This is a genomic window from Polyangium sp. y55x31, from assembly GCF_029946505.1.
Classification (GTDB): Bacteria; Myxococcota_A; Polyangia; order Polyangiales; family Polyangiaceae; genus Polyangium.
Genome location: NZ_JARZHG010000003.1, coordinates 635135 through 661966, shown reverse-complemented (window position 1 = coordinate 661966; position 26832 = coordinate 635135). Strand labels below are relative to the sequence as shown.

Annotated in this window: 22 protein-coding genes; 15 read left to right on the top strand and 7 right to left on the bottom strand. The window is 69.2% G+C overall.

The genetic code is table 11. From position 1 onward, the window contains the following. Positions 1-8 precede the first annotated feature (8 nt). On the bottom strand, positions 9-2009 hold the full coding sequence (locus QHF84_RS08945) for a hypothetical protein (protein WP_281312780.1): 2001 nt from the start codon (positions 2007-2009) through the stop codon (positions 9-11). Between the two features lie 157 nt (positions 2010-2166). Here QHF84_RS08945 and QHF84_RS08940 point away from each other — a divergent pair, with 157 nt between their 5' ends. The 3 genes from QHF84_RS08940 (at position 2167) to QHF84_RS08930 (ending at position 5101) form a co-directional block, all read left to right on the top strand. Then, positions 2167-3558: a sigma 54-interacting transcriptional regulator gene (locus tag QHF84_RS08940; protein ID WP_281312779.1), complete on the top strand. Its 1392-nt coding sequence runs from the start codon at positions 2167-2169 to the stop codon at positions 3556-3558. 190 nt (positions 3559-3748) lie between these two features. Beyond that, complete coding sequence (locus QHF84_RS08935; protein WP_281312778.1) at positions 3749-4345, top strand: hypothetical protein; 597 nt, start codon at positions 3749-3751, stop codon at positions 4343-4345. A gap of 96 nt (positions 4346-4441) precedes the next feature. Beyond that, a complete protein-coding gene (locus tag QHF84_RS08930) occupies positions 4442-5101 on the top strand; it encodes a hypothetical protein (RefSeq protein ID WP_281312777.1) in 660 nt (219 codons plus the stop codon). A gap of 331 nt (positions 5102-5432) precedes the next feature. Here the strand turns inward: QHF84_RS08930 and QHF84_RS08925 are convergent, their stop codons facing one another. Both QHF84_RS08925 and QHF84_RS08920 read right to left on the bottom strand, forming a co-directional pair. After that, complete coding sequence (locus tag QHF84_RS08925; protein WP_281312776.1) at positions 5433-5921, bottom strand: LptA/OstA family protein; 489 nt, start codon at positions 5919-5921, stop codon at positions 5433-5435. Positions 5922-5938: 17 nt separating this feature from the next. After that, the gene (locus tag QHF84_RS08920) at positions 5939-6283 is read right to left on the bottom strand and encodes a sigma-70 domain-containing protein (protein WP_281312775.1); all 345 of its coding nucleotides are present in this window, start codon (positions 6281-6283) and stop codon (positions 5939-5941) included. 182 nt (positions 6284-6465) lie between these two features. On the opposite strand from QHF84_RS08920, the gene QHF84_RS08915 reads away from it, so the two are divergent. The 5 genes from QHF84_RS08915 (at position 6466) to QHF84_RS08895 (ending at position 12619) form a co-directional block, all read left to right on the top strand. Beyond that, positions 6466-8724, top strand: coding sequence for a DVUA0089 family protein (locus QHF84_RS08915; RefSeq protein WP_281312774.1), 2259 nt, complete (start codon positions 6466-6468; stop codon positions 8722-8724). A 10-nt stretch (positions 8725-8734) separates the two neighbouring features. After that, positions 8735-9916 (top strand): hypothetical protein, encoded by a 1182-nt coding sequence (locus QHF84_RS08910; RefSeq protein ID WP_281312773.1) that lies wholly within the window; start codon positions 8735-8737, stop codon positions 9914-9916. An 11-nt stretch (positions 9917-9927) separates the two neighbouring features. Continuing rightward, complete coding sequence (locus tag QHF84_RS08905) at positions 9928-10785, top strand: protein kinase (RefSeq protein WP_281312772.1); 858 nt, start codon at positions 9928-9930, stop codon at positions 10783-10785. Positions 10786-10799: 14 nt separating this feature from the next. Beyond that, complete coding sequence (locus tag QHF84_RS08900; protein ID WP_281312771.1) at positions 10800-11966, top strand: cystathionine gamma-synthase; 1167 nt, start codon at positions 10800-10802, stop codon at positions 11964-11966. Positions 11967-12073: 107 nt separating this feature from the next. Beyond that, on the top strand, positions 12074-12619 hold the full coding sequence (locus QHF84_RS08895) for a hypothetical protein (protein ID WP_281312770.1): 546 nt from the start codon (positions 12074-12076) through the stop codon (positions 12617-12619). A 72-nt stretch (positions 12620-12691) separates the two neighbouring features. Here QHF84_RS08895 and QHF84_RS08890 read toward each other — a convergent pair whose 3' ends face one another. Together QHF84_RS08890 and frr are read right to left on the bottom strand one after the other, a co-directional pair. Further along, a complete protein-coding gene (locus QHF84_RS08890; protein ID WP_348652848.1) occupies positions 12692-13540 on the bottom strand; it encodes a Stp1/IreP family PP2C-type Ser/Thr phosphatase in 849 nt (282 codons plus the stop codon). Positions 13541-13744: 204 nt separating this feature from the next. Then, positions 13745-14302 carry a ribosome recycling factor gene (frr, locus tag QHF84_RS08885; RefSeq protein ID WP_281312768.1) on the bottom strand — a complete coding sequence of 186 codons (558 nt, stop codon included), beginning with the start codon at positions 14300-14302 and terminating at the stop codon, positions 13745-13747. Positions 14303-14529: 227 nt separating this feature from the next. On the opposite strand from frr, the gene QHF84_RS08880 reads away from it, so the two are divergent. The 7 genes from QHF84_RS08880 to QHF84_RS08850 all read left to right on the top strand — a co-directional run bounded on the left by QHF84_RS08880 (position 14530) and on the right by QHF84_RS08850 (position 24524). Beyond that, on the top strand, positions 14530-15981 hold the full coding sequence (locus QHF84_RS08880) for a sigma-54 dependent transcriptional regulator (RefSeq protein ID WP_281312767.1): 1452 nt from the start codon (positions 14530-14532) through the stop codon (positions 15979-15981). Between the two features lie 165 nt (positions 15982-16146). Beyond that, positions 16147-17355 (top strand): hypothetical protein, encoded by a 1209-nt coding sequence (locus QHF84_RS08875; protein ID WP_281312766.1) that lies wholly within the window; start codon positions 16147-16149, stop codon positions 17353-17355. Between the two features lie 99 nt (positions 17356-17454). Next, positions 17455-19257 (top strand): DUF885 domain-containing protein, encoded by a 1803-nt coding sequence (locus tag QHF84_RS08870; RefSeq protein WP_281312765.1) that lies wholly within the window; start codon positions 17455-17457, stop codon positions 19255-19257. 13 nt (positions 19258-19270) lie between these two features. Continuing rightward, complete coding sequence (locus QHF84_RS08865) at positions 19271-20251, top strand: tetratricopeptide repeat protein (RefSeq protein ID WP_281312764.1); 981 nt, start codon at positions 19271-19273, stop codon at positions 20249-20251. Positions 20252-20514: 263 nt separating this feature from the next. Then, positions 20515-21927, top strand: coding sequence for an inorganic phosphate transporter (locus QHF84_RS08860; RefSeq protein ID WP_281312763.1), 1413 nt, complete (start codon positions 20515-20517; stop codon positions 21925-21927). A 61-nt stretch (positions 21928-21988) separates the two neighbouring features. Continuing rightward, positions 21989-23545 (top strand): ATP-binding protein, encoded by a 1557-nt coding sequence (locus QHF84_RS08855; RefSeq protein WP_281312762.1) that lies wholly within the window; start codon positions 21989-21991, stop codon positions 23543-23545. 97 nt (positions 23546-23642) lie between these two features. Further along, on the top strand, positions 23643-24524 hold the full coding sequence (locus QHF84_RS08850; protein WP_281312761.1) for a hypothetical protein: 882 nt from the start codon (positions 23643-23645) through the stop codon (positions 24522-24524). A gap of 6 nt (positions 24525-24530) precedes the next feature. Here the strand turns inward: QHF84_RS08850 and QHF84_RS08845 are convergent, their stop codons facing one another. Beyond that, positions 24531-24857 (bottom strand): hypothetical protein, encoded by a 327-nt coding sequence (locus QHF84_RS08845; protein WP_281312760.1) that lies wholly within the window; start codon positions 24855-24857, stop codon positions 24531-24533. Between the two features lie 138 nt (positions 24858-24995). Next, positions 24996-26822, bottom strand: coding sequence for a feruloyl-CoA synthase (locus tag QHF84_RS08840; RefSeq protein ID WP_281312759.1), 1827 nt, complete (start codon positions 26820-26822; stop codon positions 24996-24998). Between the last annotated feature and the right edge of the window lie 10 nt (positions 26823-26832).

Sequence of the window (26832 nt, the reverse complement as noted above, 5' to 3'; positions counted from 1 at the left end):
GGCGCGGCTCAGTTGCAGCTCTTGCCGCAGACGGTCGAGACTTCGTCGACGCAAAGGTTGTCCCAGGCCGTGTTGCAGCAATAAGGATCTGCGGCGCAGATGCTCGCCGCGCAGCCCGGGGAAACGAGCGGCGGGACGTCGCAGCCCGCGGTGAGAGGGGCGCCCGTGGCGCAGAGCGTGTGATTGCACGTCCCGCCGACGCATTGCAGGTTGTTCGCCACGCTCTGGACCTCGTTGACGCAGGCGCTGTCCCAGGCCGTGTTGCAGCAGTAGGGATCCACGCCGCAGATGAGCTTCTCGACGGAGCCGCACATCGTGTCGAGGGGCTTGCCCGTGGTGCAGACGGGGTGACTGCACGCGCATTCCAAGCTGTTCGCCACGCTCTGGACCTGATCGACGCAGGCGTCGTCCCAGGCCGTGTTGCAGCAATAGGGATCCACGTCGCAAATGCTCGTCACGGCCGCGTTGCACCCATCGACGAGCGCGGCGCCCGTGGCGCAAACGGAGTGGCCGCAGGCGCACACATCACTTTTCGCGACGGTCTTTACCTCGCTGACGCATCGGCTGTCCCAGGCCGCGCTGCAGCAATAGGGATCCACGGCGCAGACGGTCGTCACGACGGGGCTGCTCCCGTCGGCGAGCGGCGTGCCCGGCGTGCACGCGTCGTGGGAGGGCCCGAGCGCCGACGCATTCGGGTCCTGGGAGATGGCCGTGGGTTCATTGAGGAAGACGGTGGCCACGTACGGCCACAAAGGCTCGTCGACATCCGACATGCAATCGAAGTAGGCCTCTTCCGGAGCCGAGCTCCTCCCCTGGCAGCCCCCGGACCAGCCCGCGTTGCACGCCCAGGTCTCCATGTAGCACCCCTGCTGCGCGGCTGGATCCAGACAGACCCGATCGGCGAAATAGGCCGTGCCTGCTCGCCAGACGTCGCTGTAACACGTGCTCATCGTCGCTCCGACGCCTGGGTTCGGTAAGATGTTGCCGAAAAACGCGCCCTCGGGATAGGTGAACACCTGCCGCTCCGTCGCGGGATAAATGGCACCCGAAATGGGCTGCACGATGGGATTCGGCGCAGCCCCGGGTGAAACCAGAATGCTGAAGTAGGTCTCCCCGGGTTTACCGTTCGGAGCCGTGCTCACGTCCTCGGGGCATTCGAACGTGATGGGGCCGCTCCCCTCGACGAAGTCTCGTACGAAGCCCGCATAGACGTGTGGGGTTCCAGGGACGCTCGAGATCTGCTGGTCGAGCTCGCATCCGTGGATGCCTTTGCACACGCGCACCTTGGTCACTCCGTTGCGCTGCAACGTCACCCCTTCGCCGCGCTCGCAGATCCCCACGAACTCCGGCCGCCAATCCCTTGCCACCCGTGTCCCATCCCGGAGGATCGTCTGGACCCGGACCTTGTCCACGGGCTGGAATCGGCTGGTATCCACGGGATGATTCCCGCTGCCGTTCGGGATGCGGATCGAGATGGGGACATGCTTGCCACGAGCGTTCATCCGCGCGAGCACGCAGGAAGATACGACCTCGCGACACTGCAAACTGGCCGGATTCGCCGACCAGTCACCAAACGGAGAACCCACGCCGCAAAGGCCAAACTGACCCCTCCACGTCGATTCCGGATCACTCGCGTCGAGCTTCCACGTCACCGTATCCCCCGCATCGAGCGCGCACGAGACGATATCCTCCATGAGCTTCTCGGCGCTCGTGGGCAGTCCGGTATGGAAGAGACTTTGCACGTTCGGCGTGGCCGACAGGGTGGCCTGAAACCCGGACGTCGTGAGCGGATGCTGCCAGACCCGCCAAAGGAGCTGGTAATTCGCCTGCACCGAGCCGGGGTGGAGCCCATTCTGCGGCATCTCGAAATCGGGCGAGGGCAGAGGTTGCTGCGTCGAATCCGTGACCCCTTCGAGCATCTGTTCGGGCGGCGTATCTTCGGCTCCGCACCCCGCGGCGAGAGCGGCGGGCACGAGGGCAAGCGTGGCGAGGAAGCATCGAACGTTCATGCCCCGCGCCTTCGCAAGACCCGTACCCGCCCGTCTGGCGCTCCTCTCCGCGCCCGCGACCCCCAAGGGCTCGTTGCGGTGTTGCGCCCCTTGTTGCACCAGGCTCTCTCCGCGCCTCGACGACGCCCAGGATCGGATGGTGTATGCAGCAAACGCGATGATCGACGACCCGGACACGAGGACGCTCTCCTCCACCGAAGAGCCCAAGGAGGTCGGCGACGCCCACCACCGCCCCCACCTGTTCCTCGTCCTCGAAGCGCACCGCCCCCTCGCCCCTCCCGCGCGTGTATCACTCGCGAAGTTCGACGAGCTCGACATCGGCCGCGGAGCGACGCGACAGCTCGAGGCGACGACCGCCCAGGGTACCCGCCGCCTCACGATCCGCACCGACGATCGCCGCATGTCGTCGACCCACGCGCGCCTCGGCAAGCTGCTCCAGCGCTGGGTCCTCGACGACGCCGGATCCAAGAATGGCACGCTCGTCAACGGCATTCGAACGACCCGGGACGAGCTCGAAGATGGCGACCTGATCGAGCTCGGCCAGACTTTTTTCCTCTACCGGGAAGCGCTTCCTTGTGACCCGAACGATCCTCCCGTGCTCGACCGGACGGCCTCACATCCGGCGGCCCCGGGGCTCGCGACCGTGCTCCCCCAGCTCCATCGTGTATTCGAGAGGCTCGTCCCCATCGCGCGCTCGACGGTCTCGGTGATCCTCGAAGGCGAGACCGGCACCGGCAAAGAGGTCATGGCGCGCGCCCTCCACGCGCTCTCCGGACGTCCCGGCGATTTCGTCGCCGTCAATTGCGGAGCGCTCCCGAAGGACCTCGTGGAGGCCGAGCTCTTCGGCCACAAGAAGGGAGCTTTTTCGGGGGCCACGGAGGATCGCCTCGGCCTCGTCCGCAGCGCCGACCGGGGCACGTTGTTCCTCGACGAAATCGGCGACCTGCCGGCGCCGGCACAAGCGGCCTTGTTACGGACCCTCCAGGAGCGCGAGGTCCGTCCGATCGGCGGCACGCGCTCGCTCGCCGTCGATCTCCGCGTGATCGCCGCGACCCACCGCTCCCTCGAACGAATGGTCGCCGCCGGCTCCTTTCGCGCCGATCTCTGGAACCGCCTGGCCGGCCACAAGGTCGAGCTTCCCCCGCTGCGCGCGCGCCGCGAGGACCTCGGCCTGCTCGCCGGCGTGATCCTCGCCCGCCTCCCGCCGGAGCACGCCGCGCGCATCCGGATCCACCCGCGCGCGGCGAGGGCCATGCTCCGCCATGATTGGCCGGGAAACGTGCGGGAGCTGGAGAAGTGCCTCGGGACGGCGGTCGTGCTCGCGGGGGAGGATGGGCAGGTGGAGCTCGAGCACCTCCCCGCGGCCGTGCAGCGCGCGCTCGAAGGGCTCTCGGCCGAGGATGCCGCGCGCCGAGACGAGCTGGTCGCGCGCCTCGACGAACACGGCGGCAACATCACCGCGGTCGCGAAGGCGATGGGCAAAGCGCGAATGCAAGTCCAGCGCTGGCTGAAGCGCTACGGCATCGACGCGGAGCGGTTCCGCCGATAGCCGCGGGCGCCGCGGCGCAACCCGCAGCGCAACAGCGCAACACCGGGCGGACGCTCGCGCGCCCTCGCTCTTCTTCGAATACGACGCGGTTTTTGCGCTCCTCGCGACTGGCACCGGCCTTGCCAGGCCCGACCGGCGCCGGCGTCCGCAGCGCCGGTGCAGCCAACGCCATTTCAAGGAGCCAGCCACCATGAATTCGTATACGACACGCGTCCTCGGGCCGATCGCGCTCTTCACCGCGGCCTGCGCGGGGAGCTTCATCGTCGCGCACGCGACGCCCGCGCAGGCGTCACGCGCGATCGTCCACGCCTCCGCGTGCTCGATCGAGACCGATTACATCGGCGACTACAAGTTCTCGGCGAGCGGCATCGCGAACGCGAGCGTCGACCCCGGCGGCCGCGGCCGCAGGGTGTATTGCCCCATTCCCGACGAGACGGGCAACTCGATCAATCAAACCGATTCGAAGATCGACGTGTTGTACGTGTCCGGCATCGACAACAACAACGCCGTGCCGAACTACACCAACCTCGAGCAGGACAGCCGGGCCCTCGCCCAGACCTGCGTCCGCTCGTACAGCGGCGCGCCCGCGCTCTGCTCGAATTGGGTCGAGCTCACCTCCGGCACGTACACGGGGGCGTTCGACACCAACATCGCCGCCTTTACCGGCACCAATGATCCCGTGCCCTTCGTGAAGGCCTACCCGGACCATTACTCCGTCCTCGTGGTCAACCTGCCCAAGAACGGCGTTTACGGCTGGAGCAGCCTGTCCGGGTTCAGCACGTTCTGAGCCGCCGCGTCCTCGCTCTCATTCTCGTTCTCGTGGGGTCGGCCGCTGCCCACACAGCCGCGGCCGGCTCCCCCATGCCCTCGTCGAGGTGGCGAAATGATCTCGAAGAACTCCGAACAAACGCGCGGCGGCGCCCTCGTCCGCACGCTCCTCCCCGCCCTCGTGGGCATCGTCGCCGGTGTTTGTTCCTCCCTGCTGCTCGCGCGACCGGCCGCGCCGGCTGCGAGCAAGGATGCGCCCGCGCCCCAGGCCGAGCTCCCCGCGAAACGCCCCGAGGGGCCTGCGCCCGCGGCCCCCCAAGCTCCCCTCGGCCCGGTCACGGCGCGGCTCTCGGCCCTGGAGGAGCGCGTCGATTCCCTCGCCCCCACGAAGGCGCCCGCCGATCCCGCGGAGCGCGAGGAGCAGCGCCGCCGCTTCGAGGCCATCGTCGATTCGATGCTCGATCGCCACGAGCAAGCGCCCGTCGATCCCGCGTGGTCCAGGACGACGAACGCCGCGCTGCGACCGGCGCTCGACAGGCTCGTCCAGGAAAACGCGGACGGGACCGCAGTCGAGGACCTCGATTGCCGGACGAACTCCTGCGTGGCCACGCTTTCGTTCGCTTCCCACGCCGCCGCGCAGCAGGGCATCGATCGGTACGTGACGAACTTTTACGGCGTCAATTGCGTGCGCACCGCGAAGCTCGACGAGCCGCCCGAAGATCCGACCACGCCCGTCCGGGCCCAGGTCGTCTTCCAGGACTGCAAACGCGACTGAGCCACCCTCGACGAGCGTCAACACCCGCCGCTCATCGTGATCCGCGCCCCCTGACGAGCGTCAACACCCGCCGCTCGTCGTGATCCGCGCCCCCTGACGAGCGTCAACACCCGCCGCTCATCGTGGGAAGCGCCCCCTGACGAGCGTCTACCCCCTCGGCTCATCGTGATCCGCGCCCCCTGACGAGCGTCAACACCCGCCGCTCATCGTGATCCACGGCCCCCGACGCCCATCAACCGTCGCTGCCCAAGATGAGGAGCGTCCCCCGACGCCCATCAACCACCTCGGACCACGCCGACGTCGCCTTCCTGCTCCTCCCCGCGTGGCTCCCCTACTTCTTCTCCGCCCCCTCGGGCACCGGCAGCGCCCCTTTCACCTCGGAGAGCGACACCTTCAGGCTCACGAGATCGATCGTCGCCTTCTCCGCGCTGATCCACCCCGCCCCTCGCTGAAGACGTACGCCTCCGTGGAGCGACAACGTCTGCTTGCCGAGGTCGATCTCCACCTCGGGCGCCTCCGCGCGAACGCCTTTCACCTCGGCGACGACGCCGCCCGTGCCTTTCGCCCAGGTCACGTTCGGCACCTCGTCGTACCGCACCTCCACGCGCGGCGCGCGCACCACGAGGCCACCCTTCGTCAGGCGCACGTGGCCTTCGAGCAAGGCGCGCTTGCCCGCGATGTCGATGTCGAGCTTGTCGGCGGAGAGCTCCACCGCCTCCTTCGGCGGCGGCGCGGCTTTCGGGGGCTCGGCGAGCGATCGAGGCGCGATCGTCGTCGCGATCAGCAGGAGAGCCAAGGAGAGGCGCGGGCCAAGCGGCACGGCCTCACCTTACCAGGCTAGTAGCTCCGGACCACGCGCGGCGAGAGCCCACGCTCGAGCGCGCGTCGCACGACGTGCGCAGGGTGCCCCGAAGACACGGCGATCTCCGCGATGGTCGGGTTCCGTCCGAGCGACGTGCGGAGAGATCGCGCAGCGCCGAGCACGCGCTTCATCACGCTCACCTCGTTCGCGTCGATCGGCTCGCCGACCACGAGGCCGAGGGCCTCCAGGCGATCGACGATGTGATCGACCTCCTCGTAGGAGACACCACGCGGGCCGATGATCTCCGCGATGTCATTGAGGTCGACTCGTCCCGACGGATGATGACGTGCGTACAGCTCGTCGATGATGCTCTGGATCACGGGGCGCACGAGACGGTCTTGGCACGTCCGCGCGCCCTCCGCACCCGATGCCGAGAGAGCTTCGCTCGTGCGCGGCCGTTGCGTCGGCCCGTCGGCTACCGTAAGCGTGAGTCTGCTTGGCGCGCCGAACCGACGCGTCGAAGTGTCCTTTGTTCTCCTCCGCAGTCCACGAGGAACGACCGATGAATCAACGCCGCCGCCTCTTTTTCCCGACCTCGATCGCTTCAATGACGACAGGCCTGCTCCTCGCCGCCGCCATGCTCCAAGGCTGCGCCACGAGCGTAGACGGCGGCGCCGGCGGCAACGGCGGAAACGCGGGAGGCGCGGGAGGTACGGGAGGCGTCGGCGGCGACGGCGGCGGCGGCATGGGCGGCGACGGCGGCTACGGCGGCGACGGCGGCATGGGCGGCGTCGGCGGCCACGGCGGCATCGGCGGCGCCGGCGGCATGGGAGGCATGGGCGGCGCGTCGTCGTCGTCTTCCTCGTCGTCGTCGTCGTCGTCGTCGTCGTCGTCGTCCTCGTCGTCGAGCGGGTCGGGCGGCTCGGGTGGCGGGTTCATGCCGCCCGTGGGCACGGCGGATTACCCGGCGGAGACGGAGCAGAACAACCTGCCCGCGACCGCGGATCCGCTCGCCGCGGGCACGAAGGGGTTCACCGCGTCGATCTATCCGACCGGAGACGTCGACGTGTTCTCGGTCGAGATCACCGAGGCCGGCTCGGTGCTCAAGGTGTCGACGGGCGACGGCATGGGCGGCTGCCCGCCCGGCGCGGCGACGCTCGTGCGTGTCTTCGGGCCGAGCGGCTTCATCGGCTCCGACACCGACAGCGGGCCCGACGCCTGCTCGCAGATCCTGCCCGCCCAGAACCCCGCGATGGGCAACCTCGCCGTGGGCACGTACTCCGTGCAGGTCGAGAGCGCGACGTTCACGCCGCTGCCCTTCTACGTGGTCGACATCCAGGTCGTGGCGCCCGGCTGCGGCGACGGGCTCGTGAACGGCAGCGAGCAGTGCGACGACGGGAACACGACCGCGGGCGACGGCTGCGCGCCCGACTGCAAGCTCGAAGGCAACTACCCGAGCGAGATGGAGCCGAACCAGCCGATGAGCCAGGCGAACTCGCTCGCCGGCACCGACGGCGTGGTCGCGGCGATCCAGCCCGTCGGCGATCAGGACTTCTTCTCGTTCGAGGTGACCGTGCCCGGCACCCGCGCGAAGATCGAGATCACCGACGGGCAAGGCAACTGCCCGACCGGCTTCGACTCGAAGATCTACCTCTACGACAAGAGCGGGACGGAGATCGCGAGCGACGACGACGACGGCATGAGCACGTGCTCGCTGCTCGATCCGACGCTGGACGCCGCGGTCACGAACCTCGCCGCCGGCAAGTACACGGTGAAGGTCGAGGAGTACAGCAACGACGAGGCGCAGCCCGGGTACGTGCTCCAGTACCAGCTCTTCCCGCCCGCCTGCGGCGACACGTTCGTGCAGAGCGGCGAGCAGTGCGACGACGGGAACACGACCGCGGGCGACGGCTGCTCGGAGACGTGCCAGCTCGAAGGAAACTACCTGACCGAGTCGGAGCCGAACGCGCCGAACAACCAGGCGAACTCGGTCGTCGGCTTCGACGGCGTCGTCGCGTCGATCGTGCCCGCCGGGGATCAGGACTACTTCAGCTTCGACGTCACGGTGCCGGGCTCGAGCGTGACGATCGAGGTGACGGACGGGTACGGCGGCTGCCCGGGCGCGTTCGACTCGAAGATCTACCTCTACTCGCCCTCGAACCAGCTCCTCGTGTCGGACGATCAGGACGGCGTGGATTCGTGCTCGCTCATCAGCCCCCTGCTCGACAACGGCGCGAAGAACCTGTCCGTCGGCACGTACGTGGTGATGGTGGAGGAGTACCTGAACGACGGCACGCAGGCCTCGTACGTGCTCAAAGTAAAGGTGGCGGCGCCGGGCTGCGGCGACGGCCTGCTCGTGAGCCCGTCCGAGCAGTGCGATGACGGGAACACGACCGCCGGTGATGGCTGCAGCCCGACGTGCATGGCCGAGGCGCCGTGGGAGATCGAGCCGAACGGAGACGTGGCCACCGCGACGCCGGCCTGGCCCATGACGACGGGCTGGTACGGCAAGATCGATCCGGTCGGCGACGTCGACTACTTCAGCTTCGAGCTGCCGGCGGGCATGAGCCCCGTGCTCACGACGCACGCGATCGGCGACGCGACGACCTGCGGGTTCGACACGCTGATCCAGCTCTACGACGCGAACGGCGTGCAGATCGAGGAGGACGACGACGAGGGTCAGGGGACCTGCTCGTTGATCAACAAGACCCTCTACCCGTCGGTCAGCAGCCTGCCGGCCGGCACGTATTACGTGGCCGTCCACGAGTACAGCGACAACGACCCGATCGCGGGATACGAGCTCAGCCTCACGTTCGAGTGACGCGTCCGCCATGCGCCGCGCGTCGTCCTTCGTCCTGACCGCGCTCCTCCTCGCGAGCTGCAGCCCCGAGGAGATCGTCAACCCCGCGGGCGCGCGGATCGAGGGCTACCAGCAGGTGGTCCCGTTCGCGGCGCCGCCCGCGGGGGTCGAGACGCAAAACGCCAACAACAACCTCGACGTCGTGCGGCACGAGGGGCGCGTCTACCTCGCGTTCCGTACGGCGCCGAGTCACTTCGCGAGCGCGGAGACGGTCCTCTACGTGGTGTCGAGCGAGGACCAGGAGACCTGGCGCTACGAGACACACGTGGCGATGGGCACGGACCTTCGCGAGATGCGCTTTCTCTCGCTCGAAGGGAAGCTCGTCCTCTACTTCGCCGTGCTCGGCTCGAACCCGCTCGACTTCGAGCCGCAGGGCATGATGGCCATGACCTACGAGGGCGGCGCGTGGAGCGAGCCCGCGCCGCTCTACGAGCCGGGCTTCATCCCGTGGCGCGCGAAGGTCCAGGGCGGCGCGGCGTACCTCGTCGGCTACGTCGGCGGCGAGAACATCTACGACTTCGACGGCGAGCCGATCCGGATCCACCTGCTCCGGACCGAGGACGGGCTCACGTTCGAGCCGCTCGTGCCCGGACGGCCCGTGGTGCAAGAGGGCGGCGGATCCGAGACGGACTTCGTCTTCCTCGCCAACGGCGATCTCGTCGCGGTGGAGCGCAACGAGGCCGGCGACGCGCTCGGCTTCGGCTCGAAGATCTGCCGCGCGAAGGCCGCCGATCTCGGCGCCTGGGACTGCAAGCCCGACAAGAAGAAGTACGACTCGCCGCTGCTCTTCCGGAGCGGCGACGACGTCTGGCTCATCGGTCGGCGGAACCTGACGGAGACCGGGAATTTCGATCTCGATCGCGACGATCTTTCGCTCTCGGATCAGGCGGGCGTCTACGCGGTCGAGTACTCGTTCCAGCCGAAGCGCTGCTCGCTCTGGCGTGTCGATCCCGAGACGCTTTTGGTCACGTTCGAGCTCGACCTGCCCTCGCGCGGGGACACGTGCTTCGCGTCGATCGTGCCCGCGGGCGAAGGCAGCTACGACGTCTACAACTACACGAGCCCGCTCGACGGCGACGACGAGCCGCGGTGGATCGACGGGCAAGGCGGGCCGACGCTCATCTATCGGGTCCGGCTCGACGTGCCGCGCTAGGGATCACCGACATGTCGTTCCTCGCGCCGAAAGGGACGGAGTTCGTACGCCTCCTGGGCGGTGGGAGCGTGTTCGAGGTGGCCCTCGTGCGCGAGGGCGATCGCGAGCTCGTGTGCAAGCGGCTCGTGCCACGCGCGCTCGCCGCGCGGGAAGGTCGCGTGGCCATGGTGCGCGAGGCGCGGCTCCTGTCGATGATCGAGCACCCCGCGCTGCCGTCGCTCGTGCGCGTGGGGAACGACGCGCGCGGGCCGTTCTTTCTGGAGACGTTCGCGGCGGGGACGTCGGTCGCGGCGCTCGTGCACGGGTGGAAGGAGCGAGGCGCGCGGGTGCCGCGGACGCTCGTGCGGCACGTGGCGATCGAGGCGCTCGGAGCGCTCGCGGAGATGCACGCGCTCGCCGACGCGGAAGGTCCACTCGATGTGGTGCACGGCGATCTCGGCCCCGCGCACGTGCTCCTCGGTCCGCTCGGCGAGGTGCGGCTCGTGGACCTCGGCGCGGCGCGGTTTCGTGGGCTCGAAGCCGAGCTCGAGACGGACGATCGCGGCACGCTGCCGTACGCGGCGCCGGAGCTCGCATCAGGCGAGGTGAAGCCGTCACAAGCGACCGACGTGTACGCGATGGCCGCGACGTTGCTCTTCCTCGCGACAGGCGAGCGGCTCTGCGAGGCCGACACGGAGGCCGCGATGCTGGCCGAGGTCGCGACGCGTGGCGTCCGGCGCGAGCTCGCCTTGCATGCGGAGGCGTTCGAGGCGAAGGAGCGCGAGGCGCTCTTCGATGCGCTCGATCCGGATCCGTCGCGGCGACGCGTGTCGGCGCGGGATCTCTGCGACGTGCTCGCGCCGGTGCCACGTGCGCCGGACCTGCGCTAGAGTCGCGCAGCCACATGAAGAACAAGGACGCGCCTTTTCCCGTTTCCCTCGACACCCTCGCCATCCACGCCGGTCAGGAGCCCGATCCGATCAGCGGAGCGGTGATGATGCCGATCGTGCTCGCCAGCACGTTCGCGCAGGAGAGCCCGGGGGTGCACAAGGGCTACGAGTACTCGCGCAGCGGTAATCCCACCCGACGCGCGCTCGAAGCGTGCCTCGCGGCCCTCGAAGGCGGCACGCACGGCTACAGCTTCTCGAGCGGGCTCGCGGCGACGACCACGCTCCTGCACACGCTCTCGCCCGGCGCGCACATCCTCTGCGGCGACGACGTCTACGGCGGCACGTTCCGCCTAATGGACAAGGTCATGGGCCCGATGGGCATCTCGTCGAGCTTCGTCGACATGCGTGATCCCGCGGCGGTGCGCGCGGCGATCCGGCCCTCGACGCGCCTGCTCTGGATCGAGACGCCGACGAACCCGATGCTCAAGGTCTTCGACATCGCGGCGCTCGCGAAGGTCGCGCGCGAGGCGAACATCACCTTCGTCGTCGACAACACCTTCGCCACGCCCATGCTCCAGCGTCCGCTCGATCTCGGCGCGGACGTGGTCGTGCACTCGGTGACGAAGTACCTGAACGGGCACTCGGACGTCGTCGGCGGCGCCGTCGTGACGTCGAACCCGAAGCTCGCGGAGCGCATCGGCTTCTTGCAGAACGCGATGGGCGGCGTGCCGAGCCCGTTCGACTGCTACCTCGTGCTGCGCGGCTTGAAGACGCTGCCCGTGCGTGTGCGTCACCAGAGCATGGCGGCGCTCGCGCTCGCGGAGCGGCTCGTGCGTCATCCGCGCGTCGAGCGTGTCCACTACCCCGGCCTCGCGTCGCATCCGGATCACACCGTGGCGGCGCGGCAGATGCGCGGCGGCTTCGGGGGCATGATCTCGATCGAGGTCGCGGGTGGTCTCTCGGCGGCGCGGACGATGCTGGAGCGCCTCCACGTGTTCTCGTGCGCGGAGAGCCTCGGCGGCGTGGAGTCGCTCGCCGAGCACCCGGCGATCATGACGCACGCGTCGGTCCCCGAGGACACGCGCAAGGTGCTCGGCATCTCCGACGGCCTCGTGCGGCTCTCGGTGGGGCTCGAGGCGATCGACGATCTCTGGAAAGATCTCGAACACGCGCTCGGCTGAGGGGGCGACCTGCGGGGCGTAGCCGGAGCTACGCCCCCGGGCCCGAAATGCGGTAGAACCTGGGGCGCCGGCGCATCGGCGCGCCGCGGAAACCCAGGGAGACTTCCATGCTGCGCGTTGCCTGTCTTGCTTTCCCGCTCGTCGCGTTCGCCTTGCTCGGCGGTTGCAGCGACCCCGTTCCCCCCACGCCACAAGGCGCGTTCAACATCCAGTTCACGGACACGGGCGTCGACTGCCCGATCGCGTCGCACCGGTCCGAGGTGGGCACGATCAGCGAATCGAAGAAGACGGCCGTCGTCATCGACGGCGTGGAAAGCGCGACGGTGAGCTGCTCGGTCTCGGGCGCGGGGCCCTTCAACGTGAGCGCGAAGATCGTCCTCGGCAGCGACGGGATCACCCTGTCGATCCCCGCGATCAACGCGGGCGCGACGGAGATGAGCCCCGCGGCGGGCTCGCTCTCGTTCTTCTCGGACCGGACGGCCGGCGACGCGTTCAGCTCGTCGAAGTGCAACTTCTACTTCAAGGAAGGCACGGGCGAGGGCGTCGCGGGGGGCAAGCTCTGGGTCTCGTTCGTGTGCCCCGAGGTCATCGAGTCGACGAACAAGTGCGGCATCTCCGAGAGCCACCTGATCCTCGAGAACTGCGATCTGTAAAGCAGACGCTCGCGACGCGCCTCTTCACCCCTCTCCCGCGAGGGAGAGGGGATGGGGGTCGGGGCGTCGTCCCTAGCGATCGTTGTCGTCGCCGACCGTGACCGCGATGCGATGCGCGGGGACCTGGAGCGTCGGCTCGTCGCCGTACTCCACGTCGTCCTGGAGGAACCGGATCGCCAGCACGGTGATGTTGTCCTCGCCGCCGAGCTCGTTCGCCTTGGCGATGAGGCGCCTGCACATCTCGGACGTGTCCTGCGACGTCGCGACGATGTCGCGGATCTGCTCATCGGTGACCATGCCGGAGAGGCCGTCGGAGCAGAGGATGTAGACGTCGCCGAGGTGCGGCTCGTCGCTCATCAGGTCGACCGCGACGCTGTCCTGCATGCCGAGCGCGCGCGTGATCACGTTGCGCGGCAGCTCCGCCCGTTGCTCCTCGGTGAGCTCGGGCATCGCCATGAGGTAGTCGTTGATCAGCGAGTGATCCCGCGTGAGCTGCTGGATCGTGCCGCCGCGGACGCGGTAGGCGCGGCTGTCGCCGACGTGGCCCACGTAGAGGCGGTTGCGCCTGCGCGAGAAGACGGCGCTGACCACGGTCGTGCCCATCCCAGCACACTCGCGCGAACGGATGCTCCGCTCGAAGATCCGCCGGTTCGCGACCATGATGCCGCTGAGCAGACGGTTTTCGTCTTCGGTCAGGTTCGCGTCGAAGTGGATCGGCCAGGTCGCGTCGTCGTTCGCCGTGGAGCGAAAGAACTCGGTGATGGAGTCGGTCGCGAGGCGGCTCGCCACATCGCCGGCGCGATGGCCCCCCATGCCATCGGCGACGATGAATAGATCGAACTCCTGGAGGACAGCGTAGCTGTCCTCGTTGTGATCGCGCTGGAGACCGACATCGGTCATCCCGGAAGCAAATGCGCGCATAAACCTCGGCAACCTGGGACCGGGTCAAAACCGACGATTTTCACGGTTTCACGCAGCGTTTCCGCTGTCAAGCCGTCTTCCTCGCTCGGGGCAAGGAAGGCGCGCTTCGCGGGTCCGCCGCGGAGCGGCAAGCGCGGCAAGCGCCCTGGATCTCGGCTGCCTTGGGCCATGCGTTCCCCCTCCCCTCGCTTCGTCCGGAGACGCCTACACCTCCAGGATGTCCTTTTCCTTGTGGGCGATGACGGCGTCGACCTGCTTGATGCCCTCGGCGGTCACGTCCTCGATCTTCTTCTTCGTCCGATCGGCGTCGTCGCCGCTGACCTCGCCGTCCTTGTCGAGCGTGTCGACGAGCTCGTTCGCGTCCCTGCGGTGCTTGCGGATCGCGACGCGCGCCTCCTCGCCGTACTTCTTGGTCAGCTTGACCATCTCCTTGCGGCGGTCCTCGGTGAGCGCCGGGATCGGGATGCGGATGAGGTCGCCGTCCACCTGCGGGTTCAGGTTCAGGTCGCTCTCGCGGATCGCCTTGTCCACGGCCTTCACCTGGTTCTTCTCCCAGGGCTTGATCGTGATGAGGCGAGGCTCGGGCACGCTCACCGTGGCCATCTGTTGGATGGGCGTGGGCACGCCGTAGTAGTCCACGCGGACGCCGTCGAGCATCCCGGCGTGGGCGCGGCCGGTGCGCACGCGCGTGAGATCGCGGCGAAGCGCCTCGATGGATTTCTCGATGCCTGTCCGCAAATCATTCAACACGTCTTCCAGCATGCCGTCTCTCCTCGGTCTCGTGCGGCGGGGGCGAGCTTAGCTCTCTTTTGTGCAGGAGGGGGCAGTTGCGGAGGGGCTCCGCGCACGGAACCGCGGAAGCAGGGCGGCCCCGACGGGCCGCGGCGGCCGAGGCCAGGCAGGCAGGCCGCATCCCGAGGTTCCGCCGGCGGACCGCCCCTGCCCGCTGCCCCGGGGCGGCCCTCCGTAGTAGGTGTAGGGGAGGCGCAATGCGTGACCTCGACTGGAAGAGCTTCGACGTCCTGGTCGTGGACGACGAGCAGGACAACCTCGACGCCTTCCGCTTCGCCTTCCGAAAGACGTTCACGCTCCACTACGCCCTCGGCGGGACGCAGGCGCTCTCGGAGCTCGCGCGGCTCGACGCAGCCCTCATCGTGACCGACCAGCGCATGCCGGGCATGAGCGGGCTCGAGCTTTTGCGCCGCGCCAAGCAGATGCGGCCCGACGCGCTCGGGATCCTGCTGACGGCGTACGCGGATCTACCCGTGCTCGTCGACGCGCTGAACTCGGGCACGGTCTACCGCTACGTGCAGAAGCCCTGGGACGGCAGCGAGCTCGCCGCCATCCTGCGCCAGGGGATCAGCGTGTTCGCCACGATGCGCGAGAACAAGCGCCTCCGCGATCAGCTCGCGCACTACGCGGGCTACCTCGAGCGCGAGCAGCGCGACCCGATCGATTTCGGCGAGCTCATCTGCAACTCCGCCGCGATGAAGGAGGTCTCCGCGCGCATCGGCGAGGTCGCTCCGACCTCGACACACGTGCTCGTCGAAGGCCGGGTCGGCGCGGAGAAGGAGATCGTGGCGCGCGCGATCCACATCGGATCGCCGCGCGAGGAGCGGCCCTTCGTGAAGGTCACGTGCGCGGCGTTCCGCGGCGAGGCGCTCGAACGCGAGATCTTCGGCTACCGGCGCGGCGCGTTCGAAGGCGCGACCGCCGATCGCGCCGGCCGTGTCGAGCTCGCGCACGGCGGCACGCTCTACCTCGAAGACCCCGGCCCGCCGACCGCGTCCTTGCAGGCGCGGCTCGCTCGCTTGCTCGCGACGGGCGAGGCCGAGCGCGTGGACGACGCCGAGTCGCGCCGGCTCGACGTGCGCCTCGTCGTCTCCGTCACGCCCGACCTCGACGAGGCGTGGGGCCGCGACGTGTTGCCCGAGCTCGCCTCGCGCCTCTCCGTCTTCCCGATCCGCCTGCCGCCGCTCAGCGAGCGCCGCGAGGACATCCGCCCGCTCGCCGAGCACTTCCTCCGCAAGTACACGCGCCGCAACACGCGCGCCGCGCGCGCCCTGTCGAGCGGGGCGTTCGCGAAGCTCGAGGCCTACTCCTTCCCGGGCAACGTGCGCGAGCTCGAGAACGTCGTCGAGCGCGCGGCCATCCTCGCGCGCGGTGACGTGATCCAGCCCGAGCACCTCGCCTTCGTCCCGCCCGTGCCCGCGTGGGAGAAGACGCCGACGTCGCCGCCGTCGCAGCCGACTGCGCCGGTCGAGTCCGAGACGGGCGCGCGAAGGCAGAACCTCGACTCGCAGCTCGAAGAGATCGAGCGCCGCGAGATGCTGGCAGCGCTCGAGCGCTGCGGCGGCAACAAGGCCGAGATGGCTCGCCTGCTCGGCGTGCAGCGGACGACGCTTTACTACCGGCTGAAGCGGCTCGGGATCGACGTGTAGTTCGTGGCGAACGGATCGCCCGCGTCGCGGTCGAATGCGCGGAGACACCTCGTCCCGACGCGCCTCCGAAAAGTTGACGGATCCGCTATGCGTGCGCGATGATCCCGTGGTTTCCCGGTATTTCCGGAGCGCCGCCCGGCGCCGCGAAGAGGACGACGAGAGGCGATGGCTTTCTGGAGCACGGCCGATGTGGAGCTCGTTTCGCGCGTCGTCACGGCGAAGACGAAGAACGATCGCCGCGTGCGGGGCAAGCTGACCTTGCACTTCGCAGAGGCGCAGACGCAGGGCAACGCCGACGACGCCGCCGATCGATGCGCCACGCTCGCCGAGGAGCTCTTCGGCGAGGCCGACGACCACGAGCAGCTCATCGGCGCCGAGGCCGAGCTCGCCGCCGCGCTGCGGCTGCGCCTTCCGCCGCGCTTCCCCGCGATCCGCTCCCTCGATCTCGCGGCGCTGCACGTCGTCGGTGATCCGAGCACGTCGGCCGCCCTCCGCCGCGCGTCGACGACCACGATGCGCGCCGTGAGCGGGCCCGTCTCCACGCCCGCGCCGAACACGATGCGCGGCAACGCCTCGCCCTCGTCGATGCCCCCGAGCGGCGATTCTCCCTCGGCGAGCTTCCGCGTCGCGCAGCTCGCGGGCTCGCCCTCGGGCTCCTTCCGCGCGCCGATCTCGAGCTCCGGGCCGGCGAGCGGCCCCATCTCGACGACGGGACCTCGCTCGTCGTCGCCGCCGACGCGGCGGGGCACGCTCGGCCGGATGCGCGCGATCATGCCGGGCATGATGCTCGCGCCGGGCGCGCCGCCCGAGGCGATCGGCCAGGCGCTCGCGCCCTTCGTGCGGGACTGCGCCGGCCGCATCCTCGTCGGCTTCCTCCGCGGCTACGACCTCGTCGCGATGCGTGGCCTCGCGCTCGAAGAAGGCTCGGCCGAGATGCTCGCCGCGCTCGTCCCGGTCTCGGACGCGCCCCTCGGCGGCTACGAGGCGAGCCGCACGGCCGAGCTCGCGCGCTGGCAGGCGGCCTTCGGTGAAGCCGTCTTCCAGCGCGTGCGCCGCGAGAGCCAGGTCGCGTCCATCTACCTCGCGCACATGGCGCTCGGCCGGCTCGGCGTCCCTCCGAGCATCGGCTTGCCCATCCTCCAGGAAGCCGCGCCTTCCGCGTTCGGCGGCGAGCGCGGCACGGTCCTCGAGATGTCGCGGTACGTCTCGGTCCCTGCGGAGAGCTTCGTGCCTGCGCTCTGCCAGCACCTCGTCGAGATCGTCGGCCACGGCGACGCGACGCAGCTCTCGGCCGCGCTCGCCCCGCTCGTCACGTCGGTCGAGGAGGACATGGCCATCGCCGCGACGTTCGCGAGGGACGCGTCCGGCGTCTAGCGCCGCGACAGGCCGTTTCCGTTCCCCTCGCGCTCGCGAACGGCTAGACCGTCGATCGTGCTCCCCGCGTCCGCCCGACGTCTCGTTGCGATCGCCGCCATGTCCACCGCCTCCACCGTTTCCTCGCTGTCATGTTCTCCCGCCGGGAGCGCGCCGCCCGCCCAGCCCGAAGCTTCCGCCTCGGCGAGCAGCACATCCGCGCCCGGCCCCGCCGATCCTCCGGCTCCGCCCGACGCGCCCGATCGTGCGTTCGCCGCGCTCGCCGAGCGCTTCCTCAAGGGCTACCTCGCGCGTGAGCCCGTCGCGGCCACCGAAGCGGGCGAGCATGCGCACGACGCGCGCTGGCCCGATCGCAGCGAGGAAGGCGAGGCCGAGGCCCGCCGCTTCTACGTCGGCCTCCTCGACGAGCTCGACCACATCCCCGCCTCGGCCCTCGACGCGCAGGGACGCGTCGATCACGCGATGCTCGGAAACCAGCTTCGGTACGCGATCTTCGCGATCGACGAACTACGTGAGGCCTCCGCGAGCCCGCTCTACTACACGCGCCTCGTCGGCGACGGCCTCGATCCGCTCGTCACGCGGAGCTTCGGCACGCCGGCGTCCCGCGCGCGGAGCCTCGTGGGTCGGCTCGAAGGCATCCCTGCGATCGTCGCGGCCGCGAAGAAGCGGCTCGGCCGTCCTCCTCGCCTGCACACCGAGACGGCCATCGTGCAGAACCGCGGCCTCGTCTCGCTCTGCCGCGGCGACGTCCTCGCCCCTTACACGAAGCTCCCCGACGCCACGCTCGTCTCCGAGCTCGCCGCGGCGAGCGAGCGAGCGGCGAAGGCGCTCGAAGACTTCCAGAGCTTCCTCGAGAAGGACCTCCTCCCCCGCAGCGACGGCGAGATCCGCCTCGGCCGCGCGCGCTTCGAGAAGAAGCTCCGCTACTACCTCGACGACGACGTCGACGTCGACGCGATCGAAAAGGGCGCCCGTGCGCTGCTCGAACGCACGCAGGCCGAGATGGTCGAGACCTCGAAGGAGCTCTGGCCCACGCTCTTCCCGAAGCGCAAGCTCCCCACGACGACGACGCTCGTCGATCGCAAGCAGCTCGTGCGCGAGGTCCTCGCCGCGCTCGGCGACGATCACCCGACGAACGAGACGATCGTCACGGAGGCGCGGGATCTCGTGCAGAAGGCGACGGCGTTCGTCCGCGAGCGCGACATCGTGCGGGTGCCCGACGAGGTCTGTCAGGTCATCGAGATGCCCGAGTACCGGCGTGGCGTGTCCATCGCGTATTGCGACGCCTCGGGCCCGCTGGAGGAGCGCGCCGAGACCTTCTACGCCATCGCGCCCACGCCGAACGACTGGGACGACAAGCGCCGTCTCTCGTTTTACCGCGAGTACAACCGCAGCATGCTCGCCGACCTCACCGTGCACGAGGCGATGCCCGGGCATTTCCTGCAGCTCATGCACAACAACCGCTTCCCCTCGAAGCTGCGCGCCGTCTTTTCGAGCGGCCCGTTCGTCGAGGGCTGGGCCGTCTACAGCGAGTGGGTCATGGCCAAGCACGGCTTCGGCGGCCCGAAGGTGCGCATCCAGCGCGAGAAGATGGTGCTCCGGCTCGCGGTGAACGCGCTGCTCGATCACGGCGTGCACGCCGGCTCGATGACCGAAGCCGAGGGGCTCGCGCTCATGACGAACGAGGCGTTCCAGGAGGAGGGCGAAGCCGTGGGCAAGTGGAAACGCGCGCTGCTCACGAGCGCCCAGCTCACGACCTACTATTACGGCTTCACCGAGATGATGAAGCTCCGCGCGGCGAACGAGGGCGCTCCGGGTTTCACGGAGCGAACCTTCCACGACAAGGTGCTGAGCTTCGGCTCGCCGTCGATGCGCCACCTGCGCGATCTCGTTCGGCCGTAGAAAGAGCGTGCGCATGCTGCGTCGCCTCCGCCGCGCCCTGCGAAAGCGAGCGTTCGAGCGCAAGCTCGCGGCCTTGCCCGCGCTGCTCGAACGCAAGCAGGAGGCCGAGGCCGAGGCCGTCGCGTCGGAGGCGCTCGCGATCGGGGAAGAGGTCTTCGGCGCGGAGGCGGCCGAGCTCACGACGCCGCTCTACGTGATCGCCGCGGCGCGGCTCTCGACGAACCACACGGAGGACGCGCTCGCCGCCTGCACGCGGGCCATTCGCATCGCCGAGGCGCTCGCCGGCGCGCCCACCGAGCCCCGCCTGCCGAAGCTCTACGAGCTCGCGGCCGCGATCCACGAACGCGAAGGCCGCCTCGACCAGACGATCCGCCTCTACCGTCGGCTCCTCGCGGGCTACGAGCGCATGCGCAGCCCCGACGAGGCCGCGATCGCCGACGTCGCCGGCCGCCTCGGCCTGCTCCTCGGCAAGCAGAAGCAAACCGCGGAGGCCGAGCTCCTCCTCGCCCGCGCCCTCACCACGACCGAACATGTCTTCGGCGCGCGATCACGTCCCGCGGCCGAGGCCCTCTACAACCTCGGCACGGTGCTCGCGGCGTCGGGCCGTCGTGACGACGCAGCGCGCTCCTTGCGCCGCGCGATCGACATCCTCACGGAGACCGACGCGCGGACCGGCGGAGGTCTCCTCGCGCTCGCGCAGCACAACCTCGCGACCCTCGTCGAGGCCGAGGGCCGCGCCGACGAGGCCGAGGACCTCTACCGCCGCGCGCTCGCCGCCCACGCCGGAGCGACACGCGGCGATCCGGCCGAGATCCGCCCCACCCTGGTCCGCCTCGGAAACCTCCTCGAACGCAAAGGCCGCGTGGACGAAGCGATCTCGCTTTATGACCGCGCGCTCGCCCTCGCGGAGTCCGAGCTCGGCCTGGATCACGCCGTGACGCTCGGGATTCGCGCCTTCCGTGAGGCCGCCCTGAAGAGAAACCCGACCCGTTGACGTCGGATTTTGCTGCTCGCGCTGCTCTTCCCGCCCCCACCGAACTCGCCCCGGGGAAAGCAGCCCAGGACACGGGATTGCATTCGTTAACGAAATATCCACCCGTCGGACATCGGTCTGTCACGCCCTTGTGACGGACCTGTCCCTAGCATGCAGGCGCTCGTTCCAGTAAGGAGACGGCGCCCCGCGTCTCCAACGCGCGAGACCCCTCGGGTCATGGCGCGGATGAGCAGCCCACGGGGCGCCGAAAGGCTCTCGTGTTCATGGAGGCTCTTCTCGATCCGTCGCTCGGCAATGGGGTGCGCGCGCTCCTCGCCCTCTGCCTTTTGATCGCCCTCGGCTTCGAGTTCGTGAACGGCTTTCACGACACCGCCAACGCGGTCGCGACGGTCATCTACACGAACTCCCTCAAGCCCCACGTCGCGGTCGTCCTCTCCGGCCTCTGCAACTTCGTCGGCGTCTTCGCGGGCGGCATCGCGGTCGCGATGGGCATCATGAAGCTCTTGCCCGTGGAGCTGCTCGTCTCGAGCGGCGTGGGCGCGGGGCTCGCGATGGTGCTCGCCCTCCTGCTCGCGGCGATCTCCTGGAATCTAGGCACCTGGTACCTCGGCCTACCCGCGTCGAGCTCCCACACCCTCATCGGCGCGATCCTGGGTGTCGGCATCGCCAACTCGCTCCTGCCCGGACACAAGTTCGGCGACGGCGTGAGCTGGAGCAAGGCCGCGGACATCGGCATCGCGCTGCTCGTCTCGCCGCTCTTCGGCTTCAGCCTCGCGGCGCTGCTCGTCGTGCTGATCAAGCGTTACACGACGAACAAGAAGCTGCTCGAGGCGCCGCCGAAGGACGCGCCGCCGCCGCGCGGCACCCGCGCCCTGCTCGTCTCGACCTGCGCGGCCGTGAGCTTCGCCCACGGCTCGAACGACGGCCAGAAGGGCGTCGGCCTCGTGATGCTCATCCTGATCGGACTCGTCCCGGCCGGCTTCGCGATCAACATGGACGCGAGCCCTGCGGAGCTCGAGCGCACGCTGCGCGCCACGGACAACGTCGCGGCGCTCGTCCGCGACCACTACGATCAGCACTCCAAGGCGGAGGCCGAGAAGACGCTCGTGCGCCTCGGCGAGCTCCACCACTTCCTCGACGGCCGCAAGTCGGCGAAGGAGATCCCGCCGATGGATCGCTTCAAGTTCCGGCAGGATCTCCTGCTCGCGGACAAGTCCATCGACAACATGCAGAAGGGCGGCCACCTCGGCCTCACGCCCGAGGAGGCGAAGAAGCTCGGGGAGGAGCGCAAGGCCCTGCGCGCGCTCACGGAGTACGCGCCGAACTGGGTCCTCGTGGCGATCGCGCTCTCGCTCGGCATCGGCACGATGTTCGGCTGGAAGCGCATCGTCGTCACCGTCGGCGAGAAGATCGGCAAGAGCCACCTCACGTACGCGCAAGGCGCCTCGGCCGAGATCGTCGCGGCGAGCACGATCGGCGTCTCGGCGTGGCTCGGCCTGCCGGTGAGCACGACGCACGTGCTCTCCTCGGGCATCGCGGGCACGATGGTGGCGCAGCGCTCGGGCCTGCAGGGCTCGACGGTGCGCAACATCGGCCTCGCCTGGGTGCTCACGCTGCCCGCCTCGATGACGCTCGCCGCGCTGTTCTTCCTGCTCTTCCGCGCGATCTTCAGCTGACCTTCCGCGAAGGCCCGAGGCTTCTCGGCCAGGCCCCCCTTCGATATCCTGCGCCTCGCCCATGCGCACCTTCAGCACCGAGGGTCCTTGTGATCCCGCGCGCCACCATCACCTGCCCGCGGCGCCGCGGCTCGCGGAGGTCCTCGGCCTCGTCGACGAAGGCGCGTATCTGCTGGTGCGCGCGCCGCGGCGCACGGGCAAGACCACGAGCTTGCGCGCCCTCGCGGCCGAGCTCCTCCGGTCGGGTCGGTATGCCGCGCTCGTGGTCTCCGCCGAGGTCGGCGAGCCCCTTGGGGACGACGTCGCGTGCGCCGAGGAAGCCTTGCTCGCCTCGCTTCGCCTCTCTGCGGAGCACGATCTGCCGCCCGAGCTGCGCCCGCCGCCGCTGCCCGCCTCGGCGGACGGCACGCGGATCTGGGCGCCGCTCTCGGCCTGGGCGCGGGTTTGTCCTCGCCCGATCGTCCTTTTTTTCGACGGCACGGACACGCTGCACGGCGCCGCGCTCCGGACGGTCCTGCGGCAGCTCGAGATCGGCTTCCCGCGCCGCCCCGCGGCATTTCCCTGGTCCGTCGTTCTCTCGGGAACGCTCGACCTACGCCTCGAACCTTTCGCGGCGGCAGATGACGCGCCCGTTCGTCCGGGCCTCACGGGACCCTTCGAGACGGCGCTCTCGCCCGAATCGCTTCGAAGCTTCACCGGGGACGAGATTCGCGCGCTGTATGCCCAGCACACCCACGAAACAGGGCAAACCTTCGACGAGGCCGCGATCCGGGCCGCGCGGGAGGCGACCGCGGGGCATCCCTTCCTCGTGCAGGCGCTCGGCCGCGAGCTCGTGACGACCGTCCCGCGCGCCGAACCCATCCGCGAGACGCACGTCCGAACGGCCATCCATCACCTCGTCGATCACCGCACGACCCCGATCGACGCCCTCGCCGCGCGCCTCGCCGAGCCGCGCGTCCGCCGCGTCGTCGAGCCCCTCCTTGCGGGCACGGCGCGCGTCGCGCGGGCCCGCGAGGACGACATCCGCCACACGCGCGACCTCGGCCTGCTCGCCGAGGACGACCCTGCGCGTATCGAAAGCGGCATCCACCGCGCCCTCGTCCCGCGCCTGCTCGCCTCGGGCGTCGGGCGCGCCATCACGGACGACCCGGCGCGGTTTTACACGACAGACGGCGCCCTCGACGTCGAGGCGCTCCTTCACGCATTCGCGGTGTTTTACACGACGCACGCTCGCCATCTCGTCGCGGACGCGGCATACGAGGCGGTCGCGCCCGAGCTCGTCTTCCTGGGCTACCTCTACCGAATGGTCGAGCCGCGCGGCTGGGTCGATGTCCGCTGGGGCGGCTCGCACGGCCGGATCGACGTCATGCTGCGCGTGCCGCTCCCGAACGGGGACGAGCAACACGAGGCGTTCGTCCTGGTCTCGCGGCGCAAAGGAGAGCCGGGCGCGAAAGCGCGCGCGGTCGGGTTCTTGGAGGACGTGCTCGACGCGGAAAAACTCGTGAGCGGCACGGTGATCGTGTTCGATCGCCGGGGCAAGCGGGCCGCCGGAGGACGCGTGAAGCTCAAGCAGACGTCGACGGCGAAGGGACGGGCCGCGCGGGTGCTGCGCGCGTAGAAACTTTCGCCCCGCCAAACGCAAATTTTCCGAGACAAACTCGGGCCTCGACACACCCCCTTTGACGAAATCCCCCTCGCGTGGAACGTTCGCCGGGGTGCACACACGTTACGACCAGGCTTTCAAGCAGCTCCTCCGCGCGGCGCTCGCGCCCCTCGGGGTCTTCACGCCGGAAGTCGAGGTGAGCCCCGATCCTCAACGTGTCGACGGCTGGTTCGTCCCCGATCCGGCGCGCTCCTCCTCGGTGGGCGCGAGCCTCCTCGGCCGGATGAGCCGCTCGGCGTGCACGTTCGAGGTCTTCTCCGACACCCCCGACGACACCGAGATCGTCTCGTGCGTCCGCAAGCAGCTCAATTTGAGGCATGTGCTCCTCGGACGTGAATCGCCCCCGCCCTTGCCTCATCTATGGGTCCTCTCCTCCGGGCGCCCCACGAAGGGCCTCCGTGCGCTCGCGGCGCGTAGCAAGCGCGCCTGGCCGCGTGGCGTGTATGCCTTTGCGCCCGGCCTCCACACCTCGGTCGTCGTCGCGAGCGAGCTCCCCGAGGACCGCTCGACCTTGCTTCTCCGGCTCATGGGACGCGGACGAACCCTTCGACGCGCCATCGGGGAGCTCAAAACGCTCGGGGCGGACGACTTCGAGCGATGCATCGCGCTGCCGATCCTGATACGCTACCGTATCGAAGCCGCGACGGCCCCTGTCACCCCCACGGACGAGGAGTTGCTGATGAACACGCAAGAAATCATGGACATGTGGGAGCGCCAGGCCAAGGAGCAAGGACGCCAGGAAGGACGCCAGGAAGGGGCCCAAGAAGGGCTCCTCCGCGGTCAACGTCGCACCATGCTCCAGCTCCTGCGCCTTCGGTTCGGCGAGCTGCCTCAGGCCGTCGTTGCTCGTATCGAGGCAGCGGATTCCGCCGCCCTCGATCAGTGGACGGCGCGGGTCCTCGCGGCGAAGACGCCGGAGGAAGTCGTCGCGTAGCTCGGCTCAGCTCTCCGTCGGCGTCAGGTCGGCCACGCGGTGGATCGTCCAGCGCTCGGAGCCGTCCACGATCACGCCGGCGAGCTGCTTCTGGTACTCGGCGTGATACGGCACGGCGGCCATATCGCGGAAGGCCGCTTCGAGGTCGTCCACGTTATCGATCGGCACTTCGAGCTCGACCAGCGACTCGGGCCCGCCGATGCTGCCGGAGAGGACACGCAACGACCGCCAGCCGATGCGTTGTGCCACGTCGACGTACCACTTCCGCAGCACCTTGAGACACTCGTCCCTGCGACCGAACCGGGCCGTGAACTGCCAACGCGCAACGTACATGATCCGGGCTCCCTTCTTCGTGAGCCCGACATCATAATCCCCACCGCGAACGACGGGATCCAAAAACGTTCGCGCAAAACGTGACACTTTGCGTCACGTCCGGCCTCGACCCGCGTCGAGACATGACGTCACGAATCGTCACGGAATCACGATCACGCCCGGCTCGCCGTCGCGGTAGAGTGCCTCGACCAGGCCCGCGCGGCGCGTGAGGACCGCGCGCTGGTTGATGTACCCCTTGTCGGTGATCTCGCTGGCGTCGATGCTCGGTGGCTCGACCAGGAACATCACCCGCGCGATTCGTGTGCTGCTGCCGGGGTGCGCCTCGTTGTATGCGTGGAGGCCCGCCGCGAGGTGCGAAAGGACCTCCGGCCGCTGCACGAGGGATTCGAGCGGCAGCTCCTTCGCGTCCGGGCAAAGCGAACGACACCCGATGAGGCTCGGAAAGACGAGCAGGCCAATCTCGTCCCGATCGTGCCCCGCCACCACCGCATCCTGGATCACGGGCGCCGCCGCGGCGATGGCCGTGATCCGCACCTGGCCCACGTGCACCCACGTCGCGCTCGTCAGCTTGAAATCCTCGGCCACGCGTCCATCGAAGACGATGCCTTTCGAAGGATCCGCCGGATCCGCGAGCCTGCCCGCGTCGCCGATCTTGTAAAACCCCTCCTCGTCGAAGGCCGCGCGCGTGAGGTCCTCACGTCCGAAATAGCCGGGCGTCACGTTCGGCCCGCGCACGCGCATCTCCAGCTTGCTGCCGTTCGGCACCATCTTGAGCTCGCAGCCGGGCGCGGGAAGGCCGATCACGCCCGCGCGATCGATCGGGAAATGCACCGTGGTCACCATTGGCGACGTCTCCGTCGATCCCCAGGCCGAAACCATCGTGACACGCTCGCCCCGCGCCTTTTGGCTCACCTCTTCGAGCCGCTTCCACGTGCTCTGCGGCAGCGCGGCGGCCGCATAAAAGAGAAGGTCGAGCTCCCGGAAGAAATGGTCCCGCAGGCCGGCGTCGTTTTCGAGGTACGGCAGGATCGCATCGAATCCACGCGGCACGTTGAAATACAACGTCGGCGCCACCTCACGCAGGTTGCGCACCGTCTTCTCGACGAGATCGGGCATCGGGCGGCCCTCGTCGATGAAGAGCGTGCCGCCGTGGAACAGCACCATGTTGAAGTTGTGATTGCCGCCGAACGTATGGCTCCAGGGGAGCCAATCCACGACGACCGGCGGCCTCTTGCGCAAAAATGGCCAGACCTCCACGATCGCCTGCTGATTCGAGCAGAGCATGCGCTGCGTGTTGAGCACGCCCTTTGGCTCGCCCGTCGATCCCGAGGTGAACAGGATCTTCGCGATCGTATCGGGCCCGACCGCCTCCATCGCGCGGCCCGCGCGCTCGCCCGGCAGCTCGCGGCAAAGGTCGTCGAAACGTGTCCCGGGCGATTCCCCCTCGGTCACCACGACCTCCGCGCCTCCGAGGTCGAGCGCCCCGAGCGCCCGGCCAAACCGGCCCTCGTCCCGCGCATACACGAGCCCCGGCTTCACGAGGCCGAGGATGTACCGCAGTTTTTCGAAGTCACGCGAGAGCAGCGCATACGCCGGCGACACCGGGCAAACAGGGACCCCGACGAGCATCGCCCCGAGCGCGAGCAGCGCGTGATCGATGCCATTCTCGCTCAGAATCACGACTGGCCGCGCGGCCGAGAGCTCCCGCCGCGCGAGCGCCTCGCCGATCGATGCCGCGACCGCCGCCGCCTCGCCGTACGTCACCCGACGCACGCCCCCGGACGCCTCCCGTTCGGCGAGAAACACCCGATCCGGCGCCCGATCCGCCCAGGCATACAGCAGCTCGCCGAGGTGCCGCGGATATGCCGGGAGCGGGCTCGGCGAGCGCAGGATCATGCCTCCGCCTGGGAGGTTCGTCACGACGACCTCCGGCGGCGCGAATTCGAGGCGTGCAGCGGTCGTCATGACAACCCCC

Excerpts from the sequence above, each read along its gene's own strand:
- QHF84_RS08935 (WP_281312778.1), top strand. The coding sequence starts at position 3,749 with ATGAATTCGTATACGACACGCGTCCTCGGGCCGATCGCGCTCTTCACC.
- QHF84_RS08945 (WP_281312780.1), bottom strand. The coding sequence starts at position 2,009 with ATGAACGTTCGATGCTTCCTCGCCACGCTTGCCCTCGTGCCCGCCGCT.
- QHF84_RS08860 (WP_281312763.1), top strand. The coding sequence starts at position 20,515 with ATGGAGGCTCTTCTCGATCCGTCGCTCGGCAATGGGGTGCGCGCGCTC.
- QHF84_RS08845 (WP_281312760.1), bottom strand. The coding sequence starts at position 24,857 with ATGTACGTTGCGCGTTGGCAGTTCACGGCCCGGTTCGGTCGCAGGGAC.
- QHF84_RS08895 (WP_281312770.1), top strand. The coding sequence starts at position 12,074 with ATGCTGCGCGTTGCCTGTCTTGCTTTCCCGCTCGTCGCGTTCGCCTTG.
- QHF84_RS08900 (WP_281312771.1), top strand. The coding sequence starts at position 10,800 with ATGAAGAACAAGGACGCGCCTTTTCCCGTTTCCCTCGACACCCTCGCC.
- QHF84_RS08870 (WP_281312765.1), top strand. The coding sequence starts at position 17,455 with ATGTCCACCGCCTCCACCGTTTCCTCGCTGTCATGTTCTCCCGCCGGG.
- QHF84_RS08890 (WP_348652848.1), bottom strand. The coding sequence starts at position 13,540 with ATGCGCGCATTTGCTTCCGGGATGACCGATGTCGGTCTCCAGCGCGAT.
- QHF84_RS08880 (WP_281312767.1), top strand. The coding sequence starts at position 14,530 with ATGCGTGACCTCGACTGGAAGAGCTTCGACGTCCTGGTCGTGGACGAC.
- frr (WP_281312768.1), bottom strand. The coding sequence starts at position 14,302 with ATGCTGGAAGACGTGTTGAATGATTTGCGGACAGGCATCGAGAAATCC.
- QHF84_RS08865 (WP_281312764.1), top strand. The coding sequence starts at position 19,271 with ATGCTGCGTCGCCTCCGCCGCGCCCTGCGAAAGCGAGCGTTCGAGCGC.
- QHF84_RS08840 (WP_281312759.1), bottom strand. The coding sequence starts at position 26,822 with ATGACGACCGCTGCACGCCTCGAATTCGCGCCGCCGGAGGTCGTCGTG.
- QHF84_RS08905 (WP_281312772.1), top strand. The coding sequence starts at position 9,928 with ATGTCGTTCCTCGCGCCGAAAGGGACGGAGTTCGTACGCCTCCTGGGC.
- QHF84_RS08855 (WP_281312762.1), top strand. The coding sequence starts at position 21,989 with ATGCGCACCTTCAGCACCGAGGGTCCTTGTGATCCCGCGCGCCACCAT.
- QHF84_RS08915 (WP_281312774.1), top strand. The coding sequence starts at position 6,466 with ATGAATCAACGCCGCCGCCTCTTTTTCCCGACCTCGATCGCTTCAATG.
- QHF84_RS08940 (WP_281312779.1), top strand. The coding sequence starts at position 2,167 with ATGATCGACGACCCGGACACGAGGACGCTCTCCTCCACCGAAGAGCCC.
- QHF84_RS08930 (WP_281312777.1), top strand. The coding sequence starts at position 4,442 with ATGATCTCGAAGAACTCCGAACAAACGCGCGGCGGCGCCCTCGTCCGC.
- QHF84_RS08910 (WP_281312773.1), top strand. The coding sequence starts at position 8,735 with ATGCGCCGCGCGTCGTCCTTCGTCCTGACCGCGCTCCTCCTCGCGAGC.
- QHF84_RS08875 (WP_281312766.1), top strand. The coding sequence starts at position 16,147 with ATGGCTTTCTGGAGCACGGCCGATGTGGAGCTCGTTTCGCGCGTCGTC.